The organism is Salinispora oceanensis (assembly GCF_000383575.1).
In the GTDB taxonomy this organism is placed as follows: Bacteria; Actinomycetota; Actinomycetes; order Mycobacteriales; family Micromonosporaceae; genus Micromonospora; species Micromonospora oceanensis.
This window is the reverse complement of sequence record NZ_KB911579.1, coordinates 1,538,993-1,558,352: the sequence shown is the minus strand read 5'-3', so window position 1 is coordinate 1,558,352 and position 19,360 is coordinate 1,538,993. Positions and strand designations below refer to the sequence as shown.

The 19,360-nt window shown below is 67.5% G+C and carries 23 protein-coding genes and 5 pseudogenes; 19 read left to right on the top strand and 9 right to left on the bottom strand.

Annotated features, from left to right (window positions below):
- Window positions 1-19: 19 nt before the first annotated feature.
- Window positions 20-184 (bottom strand): annotated as a pseudogene (locus SALPAC4_RS28910) (IS5 family transposase); the annotation flags it as partial.
- An 87-nt stretch (window positions 185-271) separates the two neighbouring features.
- Here SALPAC4_RS28910 and SALPAC4_RS27335 point away from each other — a divergent pair.
- Window positions 272-394, top strand: a pseudogene (locus SALPAC4_RS27335) (IS5/IS1182 family transposase); the annotation flags it as partial.
- A gap of 48 nt (window positions 395-442) precedes the next feature.
- On the opposite strand, the gene SALPAC4_RS0107175 reads toward SALPAC4_RS27335, so the two are convergent.
- The 3 genes from SALPAC4_RS0107175 to SALPAC4_RS27910 are packed head-to-tail and all read right to left on the bottom strand — an operon-like array spanning window position 443 to window position 1,804.
- Entirely contained in the window at window positions 443-1,090 is a 648-nt protein-coding gene (locus SALPAC4_RS0107175; protein ID WP_019869727.1) for a LysE family translocator, read from the bottom strand.
- A gap of 35 nt (window positions 1,091-1,125) precedes the next feature.
- The gene (locus tag SALPAC4_RS27725) at window positions 1,126-1,407 is read right to left on the bottom strand and encodes a hypothetical protein (protein WP_019869726.1); all 282 of its coding nucleotides are present in this window, start codon (window positions 1,405-1,407) and stop codon (window positions 1,126-1,128) included.
- A 16-nt stretch (window positions 1,408-1,423) separates the two neighbouring features.
- Window positions 1,424-1,804, bottom strand: a complete 381-nt coding sequence (locus SALPAC4_RS27910; protein WP_019869725.1) for a hypothetical protein — start codon at window positions 1,802-1,804, stop codon at window positions 1,424-1,426.
- Window positions 1,805-1,854: 50 nt separating this feature from the next.
- Between SALPAC4_RS27910 and SALPAC4_RS26210 the strand changes: the two genes are divergently transcribed.
- The 15 genes and pseudogenes from SALPAC4_RS26210 to SALPAC4_RS25140 all read left to right on the top strand — a co-directional run bounded on the left by SALPAC4_RS26210 (window position 1,855) and on the right by SALPAC4_RS25140 (window position 10,707).
- Window positions 1,855-2,031: an RHS repeat-associated core domain-containing protein gene (locus tag SALPAC4_RS26210; protein WP_019869724.1), complete on the top strand. Its 177-nt coding sequence runs from the start codon at window positions 1,855-1,857 to the stop codon at window positions 2,029-2,031.
- Complete coding sequence (locus SALPAC4_RS28320) at window positions 2,016-2,546, top strand: hypothetical protein (RefSeq protein WP_019869723.1); 531 nt, start codon at window positions 2,016-2,018, stop codon at window positions 2,544-2,546. The genes SALPAC4_RS26210 and SALPAC4_RS28320 overlap by 16 nt, the downstream gene beginning before the upstream one ends.
- Window positions 2,547-2,554: 8 nt before the next feature.
- Entirely contained in the window at window positions 2,555-3,010 is a 456-nt protein-coding gene (locus SALPAC4_RS0107150; protein WP_019869722.1) for a WapI family immunity protein, read from the top strand.
- A 459-nt stretch (window positions 3,011-3,469) separates the two neighbouring features.
- Window positions 3,470-3,919 (top strand): GNAT family N-acetyltransferase, encoded by a 450-nt coding sequence (locus SALPAC4_RS0107140; RefSeq protein ID WP_019869721.1) that lies wholly within the window; start codon window positions 3,470-3,472, stop codon window positions 3,917-3,919.
- Window positions 3,919-4,260 (top strand): hypothetical protein, encoded by a 342-nt coding sequence (locus tag SALPAC4_RS27720; protein ID WP_162562144.1) that lies wholly within the window; start codon window positions 3,919-3,921, stop codon window positions 4,258-4,260. Before SALPAC4_RS0107140 ends, SALPAC4_RS27720 begins: the two co-directional genes overlap by 1 nt.
- Before the next feature lie 213 nt (window positions 4,261-4,473).
- Window positions 4,474-4,898: pseudogene (locus SALPAC4_RS25155) on the top strand (transposase); the annotation flags it as partial.
- 21 nt (window positions 4,899-4,919) lie between these two features.
- On the top strand, window positions 4,920-5,507 hold the full coding sequence (locus SALPAC4_RS27715) for a TlpA family protein disulfide reductase (RefSeq protein ID WP_162562143.1): 588 nt from the start codon (window positions 4,920-4,922) through the stop codon (window positions 5,505-5,507).
- A 152-nt stretch (window positions 5,508-5,659) separates the two neighbouring features.
- Entirely contained in the window at window positions 5,660-6,052 is a 393-nt protein-coding gene (locus tag SALPAC4_RS28315; RefSeq protein WP_019869720.1) for a hypothetical protein, read from the top strand.
- Window positions 5,947-6,345: a tyrosine-type recombinase/integrase gene (locus tag SALPAC4_RS28310; RefSeq protein WP_223874712.1), complete on the top strand. Its 399-nt coding sequence runs from the start codon at window positions 5,947-5,949 to the stop codon at window positions 6,343-6,345. The genes SALPAC4_RS28315 and SALPAC4_RS28310 overlap by 106 nt, the downstream gene beginning before the upstream one ends.
- Window positions 6,272-7,468 (top strand): nucleotidyltransferase domain-containing protein, encoded by a 1,197-nt coding sequence (locus SALPAC4_RS0107120; RefSeq protein ID WP_223874711.1) that lies wholly within the window; start codon window positions 6,272-6,274, stop codon window positions 7,466-7,468. The genes SALPAC4_RS28310 and SALPAC4_RS0107120 overlap by 74 nt, the downstream gene beginning before the upstream one ends.
- A 4-nt stretch (window positions 7,469-7,472) precedes the next feature.
- Window positions 7,473-7,817 (top strand): annotated as a pseudogene (locus SALPAC4_RS28305) (helix-turn-helix domain-containing protein).
- Entirely contained in the window at window positions 7,814-8,248 is a 435-nt protein-coding gene (locus SALPAC4_RS25725; protein ID WP_050564972.1) for a hypothetical protein, read from the top strand. Before SALPAC4_RS28305 ends, SALPAC4_RS25725 begins: the two are co-directional and overlap by 4 nt.
- Before the next feature lie 91 nt (window positions 8,249-8,339).
- A complete protein-coding gene (locus tag SALPAC4_RS0107105; protein ID WP_019869716.1) occupies window positions 8,340-8,921 on the top strand; it encodes an ArsR/SmtB family transcription factor in 582 nt (193 codons plus the stop codon).
- Window positions 8,922-8,966: 45 nt separating this feature from the next.
- Window positions 8,967-10,220, top strand: a complete 1,254-nt coding sequence (locus SALPAC4_RS0107100) for an MFS transporter (protein ID WP_019869715.1) — start codon at window positions 8,967-8,969, stop codon at window positions 10,218-10,220.
- 157 nt (window positions 10,221-10,377) lie between these two features.
- Window positions 10,378-10,707, top strand: a complete 330-nt coding sequence (locus SALPAC4_RS25140; protein WP_019869713.1) for a hypothetical protein — start codon at window positions 10,378-10,380, stop codon at window positions 10,705-10,707.
- Between the two features lie 1,074 nt (window positions 10,708-11,781).
- Here SALPAC4_RS25140 and SALPAC4_RS0107090 read toward each other — a convergent pair.
- A complete protein-coding gene (locus SALPAC4_RS0107090) occupies window positions 11,782-12,657 on the bottom strand; it encodes a GNAT family N-acetyltransferase (protein WP_397537984.1) in 876 nt (291 codons plus the stop codon).
- A gap of 136 nt (window positions 12,658-12,793) precedes the next feature.
- On the opposite strand from SALPAC4_RS0107090, the gene SALPAC4_RS0107085 reads away from it, so the two are divergent.
- Window positions 12,794-13,153: a transposase gene (locus SALPAC4_RS0107085; protein WP_019869711.1), complete on the top strand. Its 360-nt coding sequence runs from the start codon at window positions 12,794-12,796 to the stop codon at window positions 13,151-13,153.
- A 192-nt stretch (window positions 13,154-13,345) separates the two neighbouring features.
- Here SALPAC4_RS0107085 and SALPAC4_RS28295 read toward each other — a convergent pair whose 3' ends face one another.
- Together SALPAC4_RS28295 and SALPAC4_RS27905 are read right to left on the bottom strand one after the other, a co-directional pair.
- A complete protein-coding gene (locus SALPAC4_RS28295; protein ID WP_223874857.1) occupies window positions 13,346-13,753 on the bottom strand; it encodes a DUF402 domain-containing protein in 408 nt (135 codons plus the stop codon).
- A 30-nt stretch (window positions 13,754-13,783) separates the two neighbouring features.
- Window positions 13,784-14,386, bottom strand: a pseudogene (locus tag SALPAC4_RS27905) (IS6 family transposase); the annotation flags it as partial.
- A gap of 70 nt (window positions 14,387-14,456) precedes the next feature.
- Here SALPAC4_RS27905 and SALPAC4_RS28800 point away from each other — a divergent pair.
- Both SALPAC4_RS28800 and SALPAC4_RS0107065 read left to right on the top strand, forming a co-directional pair.
- Complete coding sequence (locus SALPAC4_RS28800; protein ID WP_019869708.1) at window positions 14,457-14,585, top strand: hypothetical protein; 129 nt, start codon at window positions 14,457-14,459, stop codon at window positions 14,583-14,585.
- 85 nt (window positions 14,586-14,670) lie between these two features.
- A complete protein-coding gene (locus SALPAC4_RS0107065; protein WP_019869707.1) occupies window positions 14,671-15,159 on the top strand; it encodes a glycosyltransferase in 489 nt (162 codons plus the stop codon).
- A 178-nt stretch (window positions 15,160-15,337) separates the two neighbouring features.
- On the opposite strand, the gene SALPAC4_RS0107060 is transcribed toward SALPAC4_RS0107065, so the two are convergent.
- Window positions 15,338-16,501: an NAD(P)/FAD-dependent oxidoreductase gene (locus tag SALPAC4_RS0107060; RefSeq protein WP_033664990.1), complete on the bottom strand. Its 1,164-nt coding sequence runs from the start codon at window positions 16,499-16,501 to the stop codon at window positions 15,338-15,340.
- Entirely contained in the window at window positions 16,491-19,349 is a 2,859-nt protein-coding gene (locus tag SALPAC4_RS0107055; protein WP_019869705.1) for a non-ribosomal peptide synthetase, read from the bottom strand. The genes SALPAC4_RS0107060 and SALPAC4_RS0107055 overlap by 11 nt, the downstream gene beginning before the upstream one ends.
- Between the last annotated feature and the right edge of the window lie 11 nt (window positions 19,350-19,360).

Sequence of the window (19,360 nt, the reverse complement as noted above, 5' to 3'; positions counted from 1 at the left end):
CCATTGCCTTTGACCCCTTTGACCGGTTCTGGTAGAAGATCACATTCACGATCTCCCGCAACTCGTAGCGGCCCTGATGTCCCGACACCGACGGATGCCGGTCCTTCCACGCCTGCAGAAACGGCCCGACCACCGCGCACTGGTCATCGGTCAGGTCACTCGGATACGCCGCACGTCCACTCATGATCAGCCCGACGCGGCCGCGCCTCCCGGTTACGACCACGGCTCACATTCACATGCCAATCCAAGCCCACATCGGACGAAAGCTACCGAACACGCCCCGGCCCGCATGAAGACCTTCAAGATCCTGCGCGACTACCGCCGCGCCGCCCACACAGTGACCGACACCGCATCCGGCGTCGCCCACCTCCACAACATCATCCTCGCGGGGTGACACGGCGCCATTGCCAGACAACGCCTCCACCGAGTTACGAGACATCCCTTAGCGAGGCGCTGATGCGTGCGTGCGGTCGAAGGCCATACTGGCCGCCAGACCGATGAGGACGGCCCCCATCGTGTAGCGCTGCGCCCGCAGCCACGCCGGCTTGCGGGCGAGGAAGGAGGCCACCGAGCCCGCGGTAAGCACGATCAGGCAGTTGACTGTCAGAGCCACCGTGATCTGAATCAGTCCCAAGGCCAGGCTCTGCCCGCCGACTCCGCCTTTGTCCAGGTCGATGAACTGCGGGAGCAGCGACACATACAGAACCGCGATCTTGGGATTGAGCAGGTTGGTCACCAGACCCATCGTGAACAGCTTCCTCGGTCCGTCTACGGGCAGGTCCTTGGGCGCGAACGCTGACCTGCCGCCAGGCTTGACAGCACTCCACGCCAACCAGAGCAGGTAGCACGCACCCGCGATTTTGAGAGCCGTGTACATCGCCGGGACCAACGCGAACACCGCGGAGACGCCGGTCACCGCGGCGAGTAGGTATAGGAAGAAGCCGGCCGCGACGCCGAGCAGGGAGATCAGGCCCGCCAGACGGCCCTGGGTGATAGACCGGGAAACCAGGTAGATCATGTTCGGACCCGGGGTAAGCACCATCGCCAGAGCGACGGCCGCGATTCCCAGTCCTGCGTCGATACCGATCACGTGCGGCCTTCCTATTGTGTCCCTGACGGTCGGAATCAAGCCCGTCGCTTGTCAGAAATCCAATATGTGCTCAGCTCCGGGCGCAGTTCGAGGTGCAGCGGATCGCGGAACACCCGAGAGAGGATGCCGATCGGCAAGATTACCAGGAAGTAGACCAGGACTACAGGAATTTCATGATCAGTCCTCACGTCTCTAGTGGTCGTCGACCGGTCCAGAGCGATCCCGGTGCGCCAGTTGCCCTGTTCATGCCATGCCGGCTGGTCGGCCTTGTTCAGGAGAAAGTTGCCGAGCGCGAGCAGGTCGATGTTCGTACGCATGAAGCACTGGTAGGCGTCATCCGTCGGCCAGGAGCGGGCCGTCGTCCTGCGTCGCGGCGTGATTCTCGGCCCGAACGAATACGTTGGCCGCCTGACCTGGTGGCTGACCCGCGCCGCCCGTGGTGGCCAGCTCCTGGCGCCCGGCCCAGCGGAGCGGCCTATCCAGCCGGTTGACGTACGCGACGTCGCCGTGTTCGCCCTGGCCTGCGCGGAGGATGGGAAGGTCCACGGCTCGGTCAACGTCACCGCCCCGATCGGCCATGCCACCTTCGCTGAACTCGTCGATACCTGCGTCGCGGTGACCGGCGCTGACACCGTGCCAGTCTGGGCTGATCCCGACTGGCTTGTCGGGCGGGGTGTGCAGCAGTGGACGGAACTGCCTCTGTGGCGTACCCATCGCGGTGTCTGGACCGTCGACAGTTCCCGCGCGGGTGCGGCGGGGCTGGCGTGCCGGCCCCTGCCACCGGCGGCGAGTTTCAGGGCTTCACCGGCCGCGAGTACGACACCGACACCGGCCTGCTGCACAATCGGGCCCGCGACTACAGCCCGGGGCTGGGGCGGTTCATCAGCGAGGACCCGGCCGGATTCGGCGGCGCCAGCACCAACCTATGCCTGTCGCCCTGAACGACCCGGTCAACCTCGCCGACCCGAACGGCGACTGCCCGAACTGCGTACCGATCATCAGCGGAGCGCTGGTCGGCGGCGGCACCAGCGTCGGCATCGGCTGGGGCACGGCGGCGTTCACCGGCCGGAAGTACACCGTCAACAACGGGCTGCGCGACTTCGCCATCGCCGGTGCCATCGGGGCGGTAACCGGCGGCGCCGGTGCCTGGCTCAGGACCGGCGCGGGTCCTGGCGGCTCGGCCAGGCGGCCCGCCCCGGTGCCAGCGCGGCCCGGGGCGGCGGCTGGGTGCTGCCGCACAGGGTGGCGGGGGAGCAACATCGGCGGCCGGGTGGTACACCGAGCACGCGCTGGAGCGGATGGCACCGCGTACCCCCGAGGTGATGGCCCTGCTCGAACTCCGGGCCCTGGAGCGGGCCTCGCGGGAGGGGCTGCAACCCGGCACCCGGGCACCACCGGGGTGCGGGTGATCCTAAACTCCAACGGTGACGTGGTCACCGTGATACTCGGGAGATAGCGGGAGCTGTGACGGACTCCGACCACCCGCAGGTCCTGATCGGACATCCGGGCGAGGACAGCGTGCTGATCCGGGTGCTCGGCCGGCTGCACCCCGGTGCCGACGACTACTGGGACGGCAACTGGCTGATGAGCCCGGTGGAGATCAGCGCCGGCGGGTTCCGGGCCGACCTGGACGCCGGGCTGCGCGCCGAGGAGCTGCGGGCGTTTCGCGCGAGCTTGGCGCGGATCGACGCCGAGATGTCCGGCGAGGCGACCTTGACCTCGATGGAGGAGTGGCTCTCTCTCACCGTCGCGGTCGCCTCCCGGGGCCGGCTTGCGATCACCGGGCTGGCCAAGGACCAACCGGGCGGCGGCAATGCGCTCCGGTTCGCCGTGGACGGGCTGGACCTGTCCTACCTACCGGCGATCGTTGAGGCGCTGGACGGGATCGAGGCAGCCTACCCGGTGCTGGGTTCTCCATGACCGAGCCGGCCTCCGGCCTCAACCGGCAGGCGGCGCTGCGTTCGCCGACCAGCGGGAGCTGGCCGGGGCACTGACCGCTCTGGAGGAGCGCCACCCGTTCGGTACCGCCGGCCTGATGACCGTCGTCGGGTACGGGCTGCCGTACTTCCGCCGGCTCCCGGGTGGGCTGAGCGGTGAAGGTGCCGCGGGGGAGTCCGAACCGGTCGGACAGCGCCCTGAGTGGGGCGTCTGCACCCGTGAAAGCCTTGTGCCACAGGCGTAGTGGCCGCGCTGCCCCGCAACGGGCCGGCGAAATATGGCACGGTGAAGATCGCGGTTGAGACCCGCTCGCATTCGGTTGCGGGCGGCCTGTATGTTGGTCCCCGCGATCGACTAAGATCGTTATTGGTGTCAGGGGCTGCTTACCGCTCACTCCGTGGCCATCAGCGGGGATAGTCACGTGGGGGAGGGTAGGTAGCTGTGATCCGGCACGCCAACGACAAGGACGCCGACGCGATCACCCAGGTGTTCCTGGCATCACGGGTGGCGGCCATGCCCTACCTGCCGCGGCTCTACGACGACGAGCAGACCCGGGCCTTCATCACCCACGTGGTCCTGCCCCAGTGCAAGACCTGGGTGGTCGAGGCCCCGGAGACCGGCGAGATCCTCGGCTTCGCCGCCCTCGAGGGCGCCATGCTCGAACACCTCTACCTGAGCCCCGGCGCCCGGCGGCAGGGCATCGGCACGCAGCTGCTGGAGCAGGTGCGCAAGGCCAGCCCGACCGGCCTCACCCTGCGGGTCTTCACCCGCAACACCGACGCCCGGGCCTTCTACGAGCGGCACGGCTTCCGTCAGGTCGACGAGAACGACGGCAGCCGCAACGAGGAGAACGAGCCCGACATGACGTATGTCTGGCAGGGGTGCGCCTGATGGCGGGTGGCTCCACTCGCCCCGAATTGCGCCCCTACCCGCACGGCTCCCAGTCGATCGTCTCCGGCGGGCAGCTCAACGTCTGGCTGCACGACCAGCGCATTGGCACCGGCGCGCGGTACATCATCCCGATCGCGATCCGGGTGTGCGGTCAGCTCGACGTGGCCGCACTGCGCCGGGCGTTCGACGACGTCGTGACCCGGGAGACTCTGTGCACCAGCCGTCCACCAGGGACGGCAAAGCAAAGGCGCCAGACCCCTGTTCTTGCAGGTCAAGCGCCTTGCGATCTTGCGCGCCCGAAGGGATTCGAACCCCTAACCTTCTGTTACCGGCCGTTATGATCTGGAACTTGTCATTAGCTACCGAATTCTTGCACTGACCTGCACGAACGCCGCCATCTCGTGATCATTGCTTGTCGCCGACTATCAATGCCCGGAAGGGGTTTTCGGGGGTAAAAGGGGGCATGAATTCGACGGCAGGCCCGGCGCCGTCTGGCGGTGGGTGACGAGCGCATGCCGCCAGGCCGGGCTACATCGAGGTCGCCAATGTCTTCCGTGGTCACCGGTCAGGTGATCACCTCAGTGCATCGCCGACACCGGGCTGTGGAATTCAAGAAGCTCCTGGCCAAGCTAGACAACGAAGTCCCCGCCGACCTCGACGTACATCTGACCTGCGACAACTACAGCACCCACAAACACCCCACCGTGAAGCGTTGGCTCGCCGCGCATCCCCAGTTCCACATGCACCTCACCCCACCTACTCGTCCTGGCTCAACCAGGTCGAACGGTGGTTCGGGCTGCTGACCGATACGCTACTGCGCCGCGCCACGCACACCTCCCTACGGGCACTGGAGAACGACCTACGCGCCTGGACCGCAGCATGGAACGACGACCCCAAACCGTTCATCTGGACCAAGACCGCCGACGATATCCTCGACCGGCTCGCCTTATATCTTCAACGAATTCCCGGCGCAGGACACCGGCTAGGGTATCGTCATCGCGTGAGAGTCCACATTCGGAACACGTCGCGTGCAGCGGTGACGCTCCTTCTCCTCCTCGCAGCGAGCGCCGGGTGCAGCAGCAAGCCGCCCCCTACAGTCGAAGTGGCGGGTGGCGTACCTCTAGTCTCAGCGCAGAGCCGGGTAGCAGCCCCATCTTTCAGCGGCGAGGGTTTAGACGGAGATCATATTTCCTATGAGGACTACAAGGGGCATATCATCGTTCTTAATTTCTGGGCTTCGTGGTGCGCTCCGTGCAGGCTAGAGGCTCGCGATCTGAATGAGCTCGCGCAGGAAACTGAGCCGCTGAGCGTGAGGTTCCTAGGCATTAATGTGCGGGACAGCCGGGACAAAGCTCAGGCATTCGAGAGAGCTTTTCAGTCAAATTATCCGAGCATCTTCGACCCATCAGGAAAAGCCACTCTCGGGTTTCAGGGGCAGATCGCCGGATACACCCCCACAACGTTGATAATTGATAGAACCGGAAGAATCGCAGGCATAGTTAACGGTGCCATTCAGAAGGAAACCCTATTAAACTCTATTCGGCATGTTTCCGAGGAGGCTCCTTCCCCCTTGCAGGGCATCCCGTGAGTTCGCTCTCTGGGTTTCTTCGCTGATGGCGAGGTTCTTCCTGGTAGGTGGCATCTCGCTGCCTTCGGACCAAATCTCGATGAGACATTGGAATTCCTGAAGCTTGACGGGTATCTTCGTGACTTCGTTGATCTCGTTGAAGCGGAGTGCTCATGGGTCTGGCGGTGGTGCGCTCGATCGGGTCCGCTGAGCGGTTCAAGAACCCGTCGCCGCGGGCGGTGGAGGAGCTCGAGCAGGAACTGGTCGACCAGTACGCGCTTGCGGCGGTGGGCGCTGGGCTGACCGATGGCCACATCGCGCAGGAACGCTCGACCGTGTTCGAGTTCCTGCGCTTCCTCGGCCGCCCGTTGTGGACCGCCGGACCCCAGGACGCCGACTGGTTCCTGGTCTTCCAGCGGCGCGATCGCGGCAACGCGCGCAGCACCGTGCAAAGCAAGGCATGGACGTTGGCCCGGTTCTACGAGTTCGTCATCGACCGCTACCAGGGCGACATCCGACCGACCCGGACGCGCCGCTGCTGCCCAGCGAACGTTACGACCGGCTGACCGGCCGCTGCACCCGGGTCGGCGACGACGCGTTGCGCTCCGGCTTGGCGCAGGCCGTCAAACGGTGGCTTCCTGCCTGGACAGGACGACTCACGCCGCACGGGCTGCGCCACCACTGCGCCTCCGCGCTGTATGCCCGAGGTATAGACCTGAAAGCCATCCAGGAGTTGCTCGGCCACGAATGGCTGTCCACTACGACCCGTTATATCCATATTCATGATGGCCACATCGACCGGGCCTGGGCGGCCGCAAACGAGCGAGTCGCTGCTCGCCTGCAACCCCATGGAAGGTAACGGCATGCGCCAAGATCGAGGTGTCGAGCCCGAACTGCTGGTGTCCGCGGGGAGTGTCCGCGCGGCCGGCTCGGCTCCGTCGCCCCTGCTGACGTCCGACCATCCGAACGAGGAGAAGGAGCTGCCGTCGATGAAGCCCAGTAATCGGTGGAGGCAGCTGCTGGACCAGAGACTGCACGAGGCCGTCACCGTGCTCGGGCAGACGCCAGGCGTCCACGGACTTATCGTCGCCGGCAGCGTCGGGCGCGGCGAACCCTGGCCCATGTCGGACATCGACCTCCTACCCATCTACGACCCCACCGATCCTGCGGAGGCGGCAGCGCAGCTCGACCAGCGCCGCGCGGAGCTCGTCGACTGGTGGGCGGCATCCGGTCGCGCGCAAACCCTCGACGTCGGCTGGCTGGCCTTCACCACCACCGAAATCAGCGATGCGGTCGCCGCCGGTCCCGAGCAGGCCGCGAGCCGCCTGGGCGATCCGCGCTGGTTCCACGGCCTGGACAAGGCGTTCGGCGGGCACGCCGCCGATCCCGACGACGAACACACTGTCTCGTTCACCCAGTGGATCAGCGCCGCCCGGTTCCACCCCACGGTGGTGACCGCCCGCATCGACAGCTGGCGGCAGCAGGCCACCGACGCCTTGGCCGAGGCGACCCGGGTGCAGACCGACGACGCAGTCAAGGCCACGAGGCTGCTCCGGGTCGCGGCCCGCGCGCTGCGTCTGGTCCTCATCGAGCAGTGGGGGGAACGGCTCGGCTCCATGGGCCGCGAATGGACCCGCTTCGAGCGCATGGCGCAGCGTCACGGCCACCGTGCTTTGGCTCAACGGATCGCCGTACTGGCCGCCGCTGACACCAGCACTGCGGCGCTTCGCGCCGATCTCGCCCCGCCATGGCTGCAAGAACGCATCGACCTGTGCTACGGCGCCCGCATCGCCGTCGGCGAGCAGGTGACCTGGGCCGAAAACGCCCGCGACCAGATCGCCGCCTTCGCCGTCCACGTCGTCAACCACCGTCCCGACCTCGACGGCCCGTGGACCGTCACGCCCGACCCGGCCCTCGGAACCCACCTCGCCGAACTCTACGAATTGATCACCCGGCACGGCTCCGCGGAAGCAGGGAGGTAGTTCCATGCGCTGGAACCTGCGCCTGCACTCCGCCCAGCAAGGCATCTGGAAGTCCACCGAGCTACGCCGCCGCCTGCTGGACGCGGGACTGGATATCAGCGCCGGGAAGATGTCGGCGCTGTAGACAAGCACTCCAACCATGATCCGGCTCGACGACCTCGACGTCATCTGCACGGTCCTCGACTGCACCCCTGCGGATCTGCTGATCTGCGAACCCGAGAAGGTCGCCGCTCGTAAACCCGCCGCCCAGACGCCGGCGTCATGCGCCGTGTCGGGCGAAACCACGGCCAACCGGACCGCAGCGGTAACTCCTCGGCCCGGCCGCCGCCGCTCCGCACCACCGGCGTGAGTCCACCCAAGCCCTGTCCGGTCTGCCGCACGAACCCGGTCGCGTTCACCAACCCGCGCGTCGACTTCTGCTACCGGTGCCTGCCCGGCGGGCCGTTCACCCCGCCGCCCTGCCGAGCCTGCGCCACGACCGACGGCTACTACTCGGCCGGACTCTGCGACCGCTGCCACCCGGCCGCGCCGCAGTACGTCACCTCCTGCAAGCACTGCCTTGGTTGGGGCGTCACCCGGCACACCAAGTACCTGTGCTGGGGCTGCGTCAACTGGCGAACCAGGAACACCTACGGCACCTGCTTGTACTGCCGCCAGCACGTCCCATCGACGAACGCCAGGTCTGCCGGGATCCCACTCGCCGAACCCGTCCTGATCCGGCTGGCCGCCTACCTCAACCACCCGACGACGACCTGGCCCAACACTGTCAACGCCGGCTGAAATTTCAGCCGGCGTTGACACCACAGTCGCGTGCCGTCCGCGCGCAATGGCGATGGCGCCGCAAGCAGAACGGTGCGGGATCATACGGGGTATGGCTGAAGAGCGTCCGGCGTCGACCACCAGGAAAATCACCAATCCGCAGGTCATGCGAGCGATGGCTCATCCGGCGCGGATGGAGATCATGGAATACCTCGGGAGCACGGGTGAGGGGGTGACCGCCACCGAATGCGCCGCACTCGTTGGACTGTCGCCGAGCGCGACCAGCTATCACCTGCGTGAGTTGGCCAGATACGGGCTGATCGAGCAAGCGCCCAGCCGCGGTGACGCCCGGGAACGTGTCTGGCACAGCACATCGCAGGGCTGGAGCGTCGGGGGTGACCTCAAGGAGCCGGAGGCGCGGGCGGCCGAGCAGGGGTTGATCGACGTGTACCTGGCCCGCGATTTCGCTCGAATTCGGAACTGGTTCGTGGCGCAACCGGACGCGCCGACGCAGTGGCGGGAGGTGAGCGAACTCACCGGTCAGGTTCTCCTGCTCACCGCAGATGAACTCCGCGAGGTCAATGCGGCGGTGCGAGAGGTGCTTTCCCCGTACCGGCGCCGCTCTCGTCTGGCAGACCCGCCCGAGGGGGCGCGGACGGTGGCTGTGCACTACGCAGCCTTCCCCGTCGACTAGCGGTCGCTCTTGCGCCTACACGATGTGAAGGAATATCTTCGAAGTATGTCCTTCACAAATCGCTGGGGTGATGTCTACCTAGCCTCCGCCGCGCGGGCTATCTCGACCTGCGGGGACTTCCTCGCTGCCACCGTGCTCGCACTCGCGTTCCAGCAGAGCGGGGCCGGCGGCAAGGCCGTCGCCAGCCTCCTCCTGGCGGCGAGCCTGCCGTTGGTACTCCTCGCCCCGGTCGCTGGCCGAATCGCCGACAGGGTCGACAGCCGCCTGATTCTGGTGGTCGCGGGTTTGGCCCAAGCAGCGGTGTGTCTGTGCCTGGCCTTTGCCCGCCAGCCGGTCTTGATCGTCGTATTGGTGGCGCTACTGGCGTGCGGACTCTCGGTCACACAACCGACATTGACCGCTCTACTACCAGATATGGTGCGTAAGGACGAGTTAGCCAAGGCCAGCAGCATCAACCAGAGTGCCGGCATGATCGGCATGCTGGTGGCTCCCGCAGTCGCGGGGATTCTGGTCGGCGAGTTCGGCACCCGGTTGCCCCTGCTGCTCGACGCCGCCAGCTACCTCTCGCTGGTCGTGGCTGGCATGTTGCTACGAACTCGGAGAAACTCCGGGAGTCCACACAACGAAACCTCTATAGCCGCGCCATCCGCAATCACCGCCGGCCGCATGTGGAAAATACGCGGGGACCGGCTACTAGCTGTGATGATCGCGGCGTTGGCCGTCGTCGTCAGTGCCATCGGAGCGATCAACGTCATTGATGTCTTCTTTATCCGGGACACACTCGCCGCCTCTACAACTGCATACGGCCTGGTCAGTGCTGCGTGGAGCGCTGGCATGCTCCTAGGCGCAGTCTTGTTCGGCCGGCTAGGCCGCCGGTTCACCGATCCAGGCCAACTCGTCCAAGGCGTCCTGCTCCTGCTTGCGGGTGCCTGCGTAGCCGTCCTCGCCGGCTCCGCAGCGCATGACGCCTTGCTCCTTATCCCGCTCTGGCTCCTCGGCGGCATCTGCAACGGCGGGTTGAACGTCTTCACCATGGTCGTCATGGCCGGCCGGGTGCCTGCCCAAGCACGAGGCCGTGCCTTTGCCGTACTAGGCGCCGCCGTCCAGGGAGCCGGAATGGCAGGTTTCCTACTGGGAGGCGTGCTCGTCGACTGGTTCGACCCCCGCGCGCTGGTCGCCGCTACCGGGGCCGCCGGGCTGATCGCCGTAGTGACCTGCATACCGTTCGTCCGACGCGCCGTGCGGCGTGAGGCCCGGCCGGAAACACTGTGCGGGCCCCTGGGTGTCAGGGTTGAGTGAGACCAGCGGTTCACAATCGAAGGCCCTCCCGGGGCGAGGACGGACCAACCCAGATGACGATCAGCATGTCCAGACCGATGGTCGGGGACGATGAGGTCATGGCCAAGACACCGAGATCGGACCGACCCGCCGGCGGACGTTCAGCCCGGCGGAGAAAGTGCGGCTACTCGCTGCGTATGAAGCCGCGGTGCACGTCGGTGGCGGCAACGGGTTCCTGCGGGAGAACGGCCTGTACTCGTCGTTGATCAGTGATCGGCGTCGGACCCGCGACGCCGGGCTGCTGCGGGGCCGCACGGCCAGCGCGGTGGTGGGCCGGCCGAACGCCGACCAGGTCGAGCTGGCCCGGCTGCGGCGGCAACTCGACGTCGCCCCGCGGCGCCTGGTGCGGACCGAAGCAGCTCTGGTGATCATGGAAAAGGTGTGCCACGAACACGGGAGGACTTCCCAAAAGGGTCTGCCGATTAGCGACCCGCAGCCATCGATGTGACGTTGTGTGACAGCGAAGGGGGTCGAGGTGTCCGTTTCGGTCGTGGAAACGGCGGCCGCCCCCGGGTAGACCCACTGAGTTGTGTGGACACAATGGACCGGAGGACAGCCGCCGCGCTGTGAGCGTATGACCGGGCCACGAGTATGGCGAGGACGTCACAGAGTAGAGCCAGTCGAGCCAGAGGAAACTCCCGGCCAGTTGAGGGAGCACAACTGGTCATCTTCGCGCAGTGCGCAGACGTCGATACCGACGCGTCCAGGAGAGCGCTCGTCAGCGCATCCGTGACCTCATCCTCGTGATCAAGGCGATCCCTGCGCAGGACGGACGAGGTTTTCGGCACCCGCAACGTTGACATTAACGGATGTCAGCGACAGGGACATACCGGCGCCCGCAAGCCGGAGAGATTGACGAAGACGTACCGCCAGCGCCGCGACACCCGACCAAGGAGCCCGGCCGGCCTCGCCGTCTCGTTTCTGGGCTCGTAGGCCGAGAGGGGGAACCATGATCAAAACCCATTGGTACTAGGACGGGCTACCGCCGGGACGGAGGGGATGCGCGTCGCACGAGCACCCACGGAGCACCCAGCCGTCCACCAGGGACGACAAAGCAAAGGCGCCTGACCCCTGTTCTTGCAGGTCAAGCGCCTTACGATCTTGCGCGCCCGAAGGGATTCGAACCCCTAACCTTCTGATCCATTGTCCGAAGTGGAATCGGATCCCCTCCGATTCTTGCTCTATCAGGAAATCTATCCGGCCGCGTCTAGCCCAGTCCCTCCGCGTCCCGCTGAATCCCCGCAGGTCCGCGCCCGACAGCCCTCATATATTCGCACTTTCCGAACTGCCGGACGCCCTCGCTGCGACCCTCAAATCCGGCTGCATCCCTGTACGTCCGTGTCAGTACCCCGACGTCCGAGCACCCACGGAGCACCCCCGAGATCACCGGCTTGGCCGAATCGTGGGGCTGTGACGGTTTGTCGGCTCCGAGTTGTCGTGTAGGAAGCCGGATGCGCCCGCAGACCACTCCAGCCCATCTAATCCTGTCGTCCGTGGCAACAGCCTCCGGACCCAAAGCCAGTCAGCCCGGCTCGGAGATCGACCGGATCAGCGGGTCGGTCCCGGGCACAAAGACCAGCTCATGGCGCCGCTCGCCCGACAGGCGTGCCTCGCTCACCTCGGCGACCACGGCGCGGCCCTCGTCGTCGAGGTCGAAGGGCTCGGAGAAGGGCGCGAGATCTGCCGCGACGAGGATGAAGCGCTCGAAGTCCCCGTCACGGGAGACGTGTTTGAAGCCCGTCCGGGTCAGCACGCCCTGGGCAGGCATGTTGGAGTCCAGCGTGCGAGCCACGACCTGGTCGACCCCCGTCTGGGAGAAGGCCCAGCGGACGAGCTCGGCCAGGGCCTCGGTGGCGTAGCCCGCACCACGGCAGGACTCAGCGAGGCCGAATCCGACTTCGACGGCGCCGCCGTTCGGCGGCTGGTGGAAGCCCATCTCGCCGATCACAAGGCCGTCCGAGTCGCGGACGAGGTGATACATGCCGAACCCGTACCTCATTTGGTCGGCGTTTCGGCGCCCGAAACCAGTGGCGGCGTTCTTGCTGCCGGGCAGCGGGTAGTCGGCGACCCAGTCATCAGAGGTGGCGTTCCCGTCGAGAAGTACCGCCACCTCAGCGGGCGTCAGCTCCCGGAGCGTCAAGTGCGCCGTCCTGAGCGAGTTGGTCTCCGATTCGATGAGCCCGCGCAGCGACAGCGGCTTCAGGTCGGTCCACACCTGCTCGATATGGCGCAGGCATTCCTCCTTGCCGCCCCGGAATCCGGTCGGCTTCCAGCCCTCGGGCAGCTCCCTGTCCGCCGGCCAAGTCGAGTACTGGCCTTCGTCATTGACGACAACGTCATAGATCACTGTGCCACTCCAAGCGCTTTCGGGTTTTTTAGGCGGGTCGCGAAGTCCCACAGCCGCGACTTCGGGAAGAAGCTTGTTTCGATGCCATGGCCCAGAAGGGTGCGTAGCAGGGCCATATTCGGCTTGGGGTAGCGCAGATGCCCGAGGGCCACCGTCGGGGCTGCGGGCATCACCTGAACTTCTCGACATGCCCGGCGTCGGGTCCTACACCGCTGCGGTGATCCTCGCGGCTTGGTCCTATCCGCGACGAGTGCCTTCCGAGGCCGCGTTCGCCCGCCTGGCAGGGACCGCGCCGATCCCCGCATCTTCGGGGAACCAGCCGGACCGTTACCGGCTCGACCGCGGCGGCGACCGGCGGCTGAACAAGGCCCTGCACATCGCCACCATGGTCCGTATGCGCGACCACGCCGAGACGCGTTCATACATGCAGAAACGCACCCGGGAAGGTAACACCTCACGCGAGATCCGCCGCCAGCTCAAGCGATACCTCACCCGCAAGATCTTCAGAATCCTGACCAGGATCAACGCACTCGCGCCCGCGACTTGACGAACATAGAAGCGTCATCGGGTCCGCGCACACCGATGCGGACCAGGACCCGGCCGCCCAGGACGATCCAACCGCCATCCCACCCGCCGCTATGACGTCCACATCGTCACCAGCAGCGCGACCGGGAAGACAACCTCTTCGAAGAAGAATTCGACCAAATCCCCGGCCGCGCCGCACAGGTTAAAGATCAAGTTAGTGCCGTGCCGTCCCTACGTGCTCCCCCCGGTACGCCCCGTCCGACGCGGGTAGGGGCGGCGGTTCCCAGGCGGGATCGGGCCGAAAGTCGCACCAGGTGCCGTCGAAGGGGAAGGAGCGCGTTTCCGCGAGACGGGCGAGCCGTAACCCCCGCTCCCGGATCGCGACGGCCTCCGCCGTCGACCAGAACCTCGGATGACCGGTCTTCTGCGCGAACGACTCCTCGTCCTTCCAGCGCCACTGGTGGTCGGGGGTGACGAGCAGGTCGAGTTCGGCGTCGAACACGTCGATGTCGGCACCGTCGTGGACGCGCCGCTCGAGGTTGACGTACCAGCCGCTGAAGCCGCCGTCCGCCCCGAAGATCCACCAGACGGATTGCGCGTCGTTCTGCGCCGGCTGGTAGATCAGCGCGCCGTCGAGTCGCCAGGTGTCGGGAATCGTCTGGGCGGTGCGGTCGGTGCGGAGCCCGCGCATCGGTCTGAGCCGGTGCTTGAGCTGGCTGTGATCAGCCTCGGTCGGATTGTTGGCATGCCGCTCGACGTGGTGCCACGCCGACGGGATCAGGTCCTCCAACACCCTAACGTAGGCGGGCGCGGCGTCGGTCACGACCTCGCTGGGCGTGACCTTCAGCGTGGTCAGCGCCCGGTGGAGGAACCGTCGGGCCGCGGCGGCGTCCCGACGTGCCGATACGAGCACGTCGATGACCTGACCATGCTGGTCGACGGCCCGGTAGACGTACTTCCAGACACCGTTGACTTTGACGTAGGTCTCGTCCACGAACCAACGGTCACCAGGACAGTGGCGGGCGAACCGGGCGGCGTCTGCCAGCAGCGGGGTGAACCGCTGCACCCACCGGTAGACCGTGACGTGGTCCACCTCGACACCGCGCTCGACCAGAAGCTCCTCCACGTCTCGGTAGGAGAGGTTGAACCGCAGGTACCAACGGACCGCCAGGACGATCACCTCGGGCGGGAACCGGAACCCGACGAACGCCGACGACGGCGGGGACCAAGACCGGACACGAGACGACGACCTCACCGGCTTAGCAGACCACACCGGCCAAGCCGAAATCGATCATGCTCTCGCCCAACGCAACAGACCCCTGCTGGTGTTGGACTCCCGTTTCACCGCCCCGGCCATCGGGCTCGACCAGCACTTCGTCACCGCGCAGACGTTCACCTACGAGCAGGGGCGCTGGCGTCTGCTGCTCGCCGCCAACACCATGCTCCCCGCCTGATTCCCGCTCCTCGTACCACGGGCTGGTCGACCGGGTCCGCCGCCCGGCCGGTACGCCGGCTGACCGTCCCCGCGCCCTGGTCACCATGGGGACACTGTTGACCTCCGAGAACCTGCTGGCCCGGATCATGGACGACCTGGCCCGGCTGCCCGTGCCCTGCGTCCTGGCGGCCGGTGACCGGCACGATGAGGTCACCGCGACCGCGCCCGGCCACGTCGAGGTGGTCGGCTTCACCGACCTGGCCGCGCTCGCCGCCGCGTGCACCATGATGATCTGCCACGGCGGGTTCGGCTCGCTGACCACCGCGTTCGCCCACGCGCTGCCCACTGTCGTGCTGCCCTACAACGTGGACCAGGACTTCAACGCCGACCGGGTCGAGCAGATCGGCGGTCGCCTGGTCGGCTGGCAACGCCTGGGCGAGGGCGACCTGGCCGACGCTGTCGCGGCCGTCCACGACGACCCCGCGTATCGGGTCGCGGCCCGGCGGCTCGCTGACGACGTCGCCGCCCTCGCTCCGCCCGCCCAGGCCGCCGCGACCCTGGTCACCGACCTGGCCGCCGTCTCCGGACCGTGACCCACGCACCCGGCCCTCGAGCCTCCATGGCAAGGTGAGCGGGGACCCACGTCCTACGCCTCCTGGGCCAACCCGATCGAAGCCCAGTTCGGGTCGCTGGCCTCGGCCGAGGCGCGGAGATGGCCCATCGCCCCGCCGACGAGGTGCCGGTCTCACCTTCGACGTCCCACACCGATGGTCAGACGATGTTCAACTCCGGGTGGGGCGCGGCGTGCTGGAACCGCCGTGCGTGGAACTGGCTGACGTCGATGAATGGCGGCCGGCCGAGGAACAGGTCGCGCATGATCTCACCAACTGCCGGGGCCATCATGAAACCGTGGCCGGAGAAGCCGCCCGCGTAGAGGAACCGGCTCGGACCATCGGCCTCGCCGATCAGCGCGTTGTGGTCGGGCGTCATCTCGTAGAGACCCGCCCAATGATGTGCAACGCCGGATTCCGCCAGCCTGGGGGCACGATGTTGAACGGCGTGGCTGATCTGTGACAGCCAGTCCTCCGTCGGACCAAGGTGGTAGCCCGGTGTCTCACCCAGGTCCGACGCCCCGAGCAGCAGCCCCGCGCCTTCGTTCCGAAGGTAGAAGCTGGTGCCGAAGTCGATGGTGAACGGCAGGTCCGGCGGAAGATCGGCCATCGGCTCGGTGACCAGGAGCTGCCGCCGTAACGGAGTGACCGCCAGCTCGGTGCTCGTCCACTCGCCGATCTGGCGCGACCAGGCACCGGCCGCGCAGATGACCGTGTCGGTCTCGATCCGGCCGCCTTCCGTGCGTACCCCGACGATGCGGTCCGCGTTGATGTCGATTCCAGTGGCCGCGCAGTGGGTCAGCAGCCGCGCGCCGTGCCGTCGGGCCGCTCCGGCGAAGCCGAGGACGACGGACTCCGGGGTGCAGTATCCGTCGGTCGGTGAGTACGCCGCGGCAACGAGCCCGTCAGTGTCGATCAGCGGCGTCAGGCGCTTCGCCTCCGCCACCGAGATCATCCTGCTGGGCAGGCCGAGTTCGTTCTGCAGGGCGACGTTGCGCTCGAAAGCGCTGACCGTGGCCGCGGAGTCGAGCAGGAACAGGTAACCGGTCTGGCGAAGATCGATATCCTGGCCGAACCGCTCACCGAACTGGCGGTACGTGTTCAGGCTCCGTACGGCCATCTCTATGTTGGCCCGGTCGGAGAACTGCGTCCGTACGCCGCCCGCCGCCCTGCCGGTGGAACCCGAGCCGAGAGCACCCCGTTCGACGAGCACCACGTCGGTGACACCGGCGGCGGCCAGGTGGTATGCCGTACTTATGCCGGTCACCCCACCGCCGATGACGACTACTCGAGCGAAGCCGGGGAGTCGACGACTAGTCTCCATGATCCGCCCGCCCTTCTTCGGTCACCGCCACGAACTTCTTCTCCGGTACCGCTGCCACCGGCTCGCTGGCTGATGACGGCTGTCCTTCCACCTGCTCCGCGAGCAACCGCTCGACCTCCTCGTCAGAGAGTTCCCCGATCCGCCGAGCAAGCCCGGCGACGGCCGCGATCCGGGCGCCGTCATCGGTGGTTTGGATCGCGGCGGCGAAAGCCGCCACCGTCGGCGCCCGGAAGAGGGTCTGCACGCTCAGGTCCAGGTCGAAAGTCGCATTGACCCGTGTGATCACCTGATGTGCGAGCAGGGAGTGGCCGCCGAGCGCGACGAAGCTACGGTGTACGTCGATTTCGTCCGGTCGCAGGTCGAGCACCTCGGCCCAGATCCAGGCGACGACATCCTCGACCGCGTCCCGTGGACCGTGCGGGTCCGCCCCGCCGGAGATCGCCCCCGGTTCGGGAAGACCGGCAAGGTCGATCTTTCCGTTCGGGCCGAGCGGTAGGTCGTCCAGCGGCACGAGTACCGCCGGCACCATGTACGCGGGCAGGTGACGCGAGAGGAAGGCTTGCAGCGCTTCCACGTCGGTCGGCTGGTCGGCGACCGGGGTGAAGTAGCCGACGAGGCGAATCTCCCCGGGCGTGTCCTCCCGGACGGCAACGACCGCCTCGCGTACGGCCGGATGCGCCCGGAGCCGGGCCTCGATCTCACCGGGCTCGACCCGGAGGCCACGGATCTGCACCTGGGTGTCGGCACGCCGGACGAACTCGAGCTCGCCGTCGGGGCCGAGCCGGACGAGGTCGCCCGTACGGTAGAGGCGACCGCCCGGCTGCGCGGCGAAGGGGTCGGGAACGAATCGTTCGGCGGTGAGGGCCGGCCGCCGCCAGTATCCCCGGGCCAGCCCGACGCCTGCCAGGTACAGTTCGCCGATGACACCGACGGGCACTGGTCGCAGGTCACCGTCCAGCACGTAAGCGCGGGTGTTGTCGATCGGTCGGCCGATGGTGGGTAGCCGGCTGGCCGGACCGGCCGCTTCGACGGGCGTTGCTGTCGCCACCACACTCGCCTCTGTCGGCCCGTAGTGGTTCACCAGGGTGTAACGGGCGTCGCCGTGCGGTCGACCGCGGAGCCGGTCACCTCCGGTGAGCAGGGTTCGGAGCGGCGCGCCGACCGGCAGGGGCAGTCGGAGCACCTCCTCGGCCAACGGCGTGGGCAGGAAGGTCACGGTGATCCCCTGCTCGACCAACCAGGCGGGCAGCCGATCCGGCCGCAGGCGTTCCTCGTCGCCCGCGATGTGGATCGTCGCGCCCGCGACGAGCGCCGGCCAGATCTCCCAGCCGGACGCGTCGAACCCGATCGACGCGACCTGTCCGGTGTGGTCGCCGGGGCCGAGCTGATAGCGGTCGAGATGCCACGAGACGAGGTTGCTCAGCCCGGCCTGCGATACGGCCACCCCTTTCGGTCGGCCGGTCGACCCGGAGGTGTAGATGACATAGGCGAGGTTGTCGGGCCGTACCACGGTCACTGGCCGGTCGTCGGCCCGGGTATCACCGCGCCGGGGTGCGTGCCGGTCGAGACGGTGCAGCCGGCACGCCGCGCTGCCAGCCGACCGCTGTCCGGTGTCACCCATGGTGACCAGCACAGCGGCGCCGCTGTCCTGGAGCATGTACTTCACGCGTTCCGCCGGGTGGTCGGGGTCCAGTGGCACATACGCCCCGCCCGTCCTCAGCACCCCGAGCATCGCGACGACCAGATCCGGTGTCCGAGGGAGACTGATGGCGACGGCGACCTCCGGGCCGACGCCAAGGCGACGGAGTTCGTCGGCCAGAAGACCGGCCCGCTCGTCGAGTTCGCGATAGGTGATCGACCGCTGCCCGTCGACGACAGCGACCACGTCCGGAACGGCGGCGGCCCGGTCCGCCACCAGTTCCGCGACGCTCCGACCCGGTGTCCGCTTCGTGGTGGCGTTGTACGCCACGACCTGCCGGTGGTACTCCTCCCGGGTCAACAGCGGCAGCTCCGAGATGGCCTTCCGATGGTCGTCGGCGACACCCGCCAACAGGGTGCCGAAGTGGCCGGCGACGCGCACCATGGTGTCGTGGTCGAACAGGTCGGTGCGGTAGCGGAGAACAGCACCCAGGCCGTCGGCGTCCTCGTCGATCAGCAGAGCCAGGTCGAACTCCGCGACCTGCGGAGGCGCACCCCCGGTCGGGTCCGCCTCCGGGGTCGGGTGCAGGTCGACGCCGCGTCGGGCGGCGGGGCGGGCGACCACCGGCTCCGCGCCGCCCGCCGACGGCGCGCCCGGCGTCGTCCCGGCCGACCGCAGCGCCAACACGACCTGGAAGATCGGGTGCAGACTGGGGTCGCGTTCCGGCCACAGCGCATCGACGAGGACGTCCAGCGGCACCTTGTGCTCTCCCGCGTCGTGCACGGCGTCGGCGGTCAGCCGGACGGCTGCCGCGAACGACGGGTCGTCGGAGAGATCCATGCGAACCGGTACGAAACTCCCGGCATCGGTGGGGCCCGACTCGGACGACCTGCCGCCCGCCTCTTCGATCAGGGTGCCGATGACGAGGTCGGTCTGCCCGGTGTGTCGGGCGAGCAACACGGTGAACGCGGCCAGTAACACCGTGTGCAAGCTTGACCGCTCGTCGAGTGCGATGCGGTCAAGTCGATCGCGTAGCCGGCCGCCCACCCGAAACTGGTGCCGACCCCGGGGCCGGCCCGGCTCGGCGGACCGGACGCGGTCGGTGGCCAGGTCCAGGGCGGGGGGCACGCCGTCGAGCAGCCCTCGCCAGTACTCGACACGCTCGGCTAACCGGGAGGGCCGGAAGCCGGAGTGCCCTGGGCCGTCCACGTCGGGTCGCC

What these genes read in the sequence shown, in the direction of transcription:
- SALPAC4_RS27725 (WP_019869726.1), bottom strand. Translation starts at nt 1,407, where the DNA reads ATGCGTACGAACATCGACCTGCTCGCGCTCGGCAACTTTCTCCTGAAC.
- SALPAC4_RS27910 (WP_019869725.1), bottom strand. Translation starts at nt 1,804, where the DNA reads ATGGGTACGCCACAGAGGCAGTTCCGTCCACTGCTGCACACCCCGCCC.
- SALPAC4_RS28320 (WP_019869723.1), top strand. Translation starts at nt 2,016, where the DNA reads ATGCCTGTCGCCCTGAACGACCCGGTCAACCTCGCCGACCCGAACGGC.
- SALPAC4_RS27720 (WP_162562144.1), top strand. Translation starts at nt 3,919, where the DNA reads ATGGCGGGTGGCTCCACTCGCCCCGAATTGCGCCCCTACCCGCACGGC.
- SALPAC4_RS28315 (WP_019869720.1), top strand. Translation starts at nt 5,660, where the DNA reads ATGGGTCTGGCGGTGGTGCGCTCGATCGGGTCCGCTGAGCGGTTCAAG.
- SALPAC4_RS28310 (WP_223874712.1), top strand. Translation starts at nt 5,947, where the DNA reads ATGGACGTTGGCCCGGTTCTACGAGTTCGTCATCGACCGCTACCAGGG.
- SALPAC4_RS0107120 (WP_223874711.1), top strand. Translation starts at nt 6,272, where the DNA reads ATGGCCACATCGACCGGGCCTGGGCGGCCGCAAACGAGCGAGTCGCTG.
- SALPAC4_RS0107105 (WP_019869716.1), top strand. Translation starts at nt 8,340, where the DNA reads ATGGCTGAAGAGCGTCCGGCGTCGACCACCAGGAAAATCACCAATCCG.
- SALPAC4_RS0107100 (WP_019869715.1), top strand. Translation starts at nt 8,967, where the DNA reads ATGTCCTTCACAAATCGCTGGGGTGATGTCTACCTAGCCTCCGCCGCG.
- SALPAC4_RS0107085 (WP_019869711.1), top strand. Translation starts at nt 12,794, where the DNA reads ATGCCCGGCGTCGGGTCCTACACCGCTGCGGTGATCCTCGCGGCTTGG.
- SALPAC4_RS0107065 (WP_019869707.1), top strand. Translation starts at nt 14,671, where the DNA reads ATGGGGACACTGTTGACCTCCGAGAACCTGCTGGCCCGGATCATGGAC.
- SALPAC4_RS0107060 (WP_033664990.1), bottom strand. Translation starts at nt 16,501, where the DNA reads ATGGAGACTAGTCGTCGACTCCCCGGCTTCGCTCGAGTAGTCGTCATC.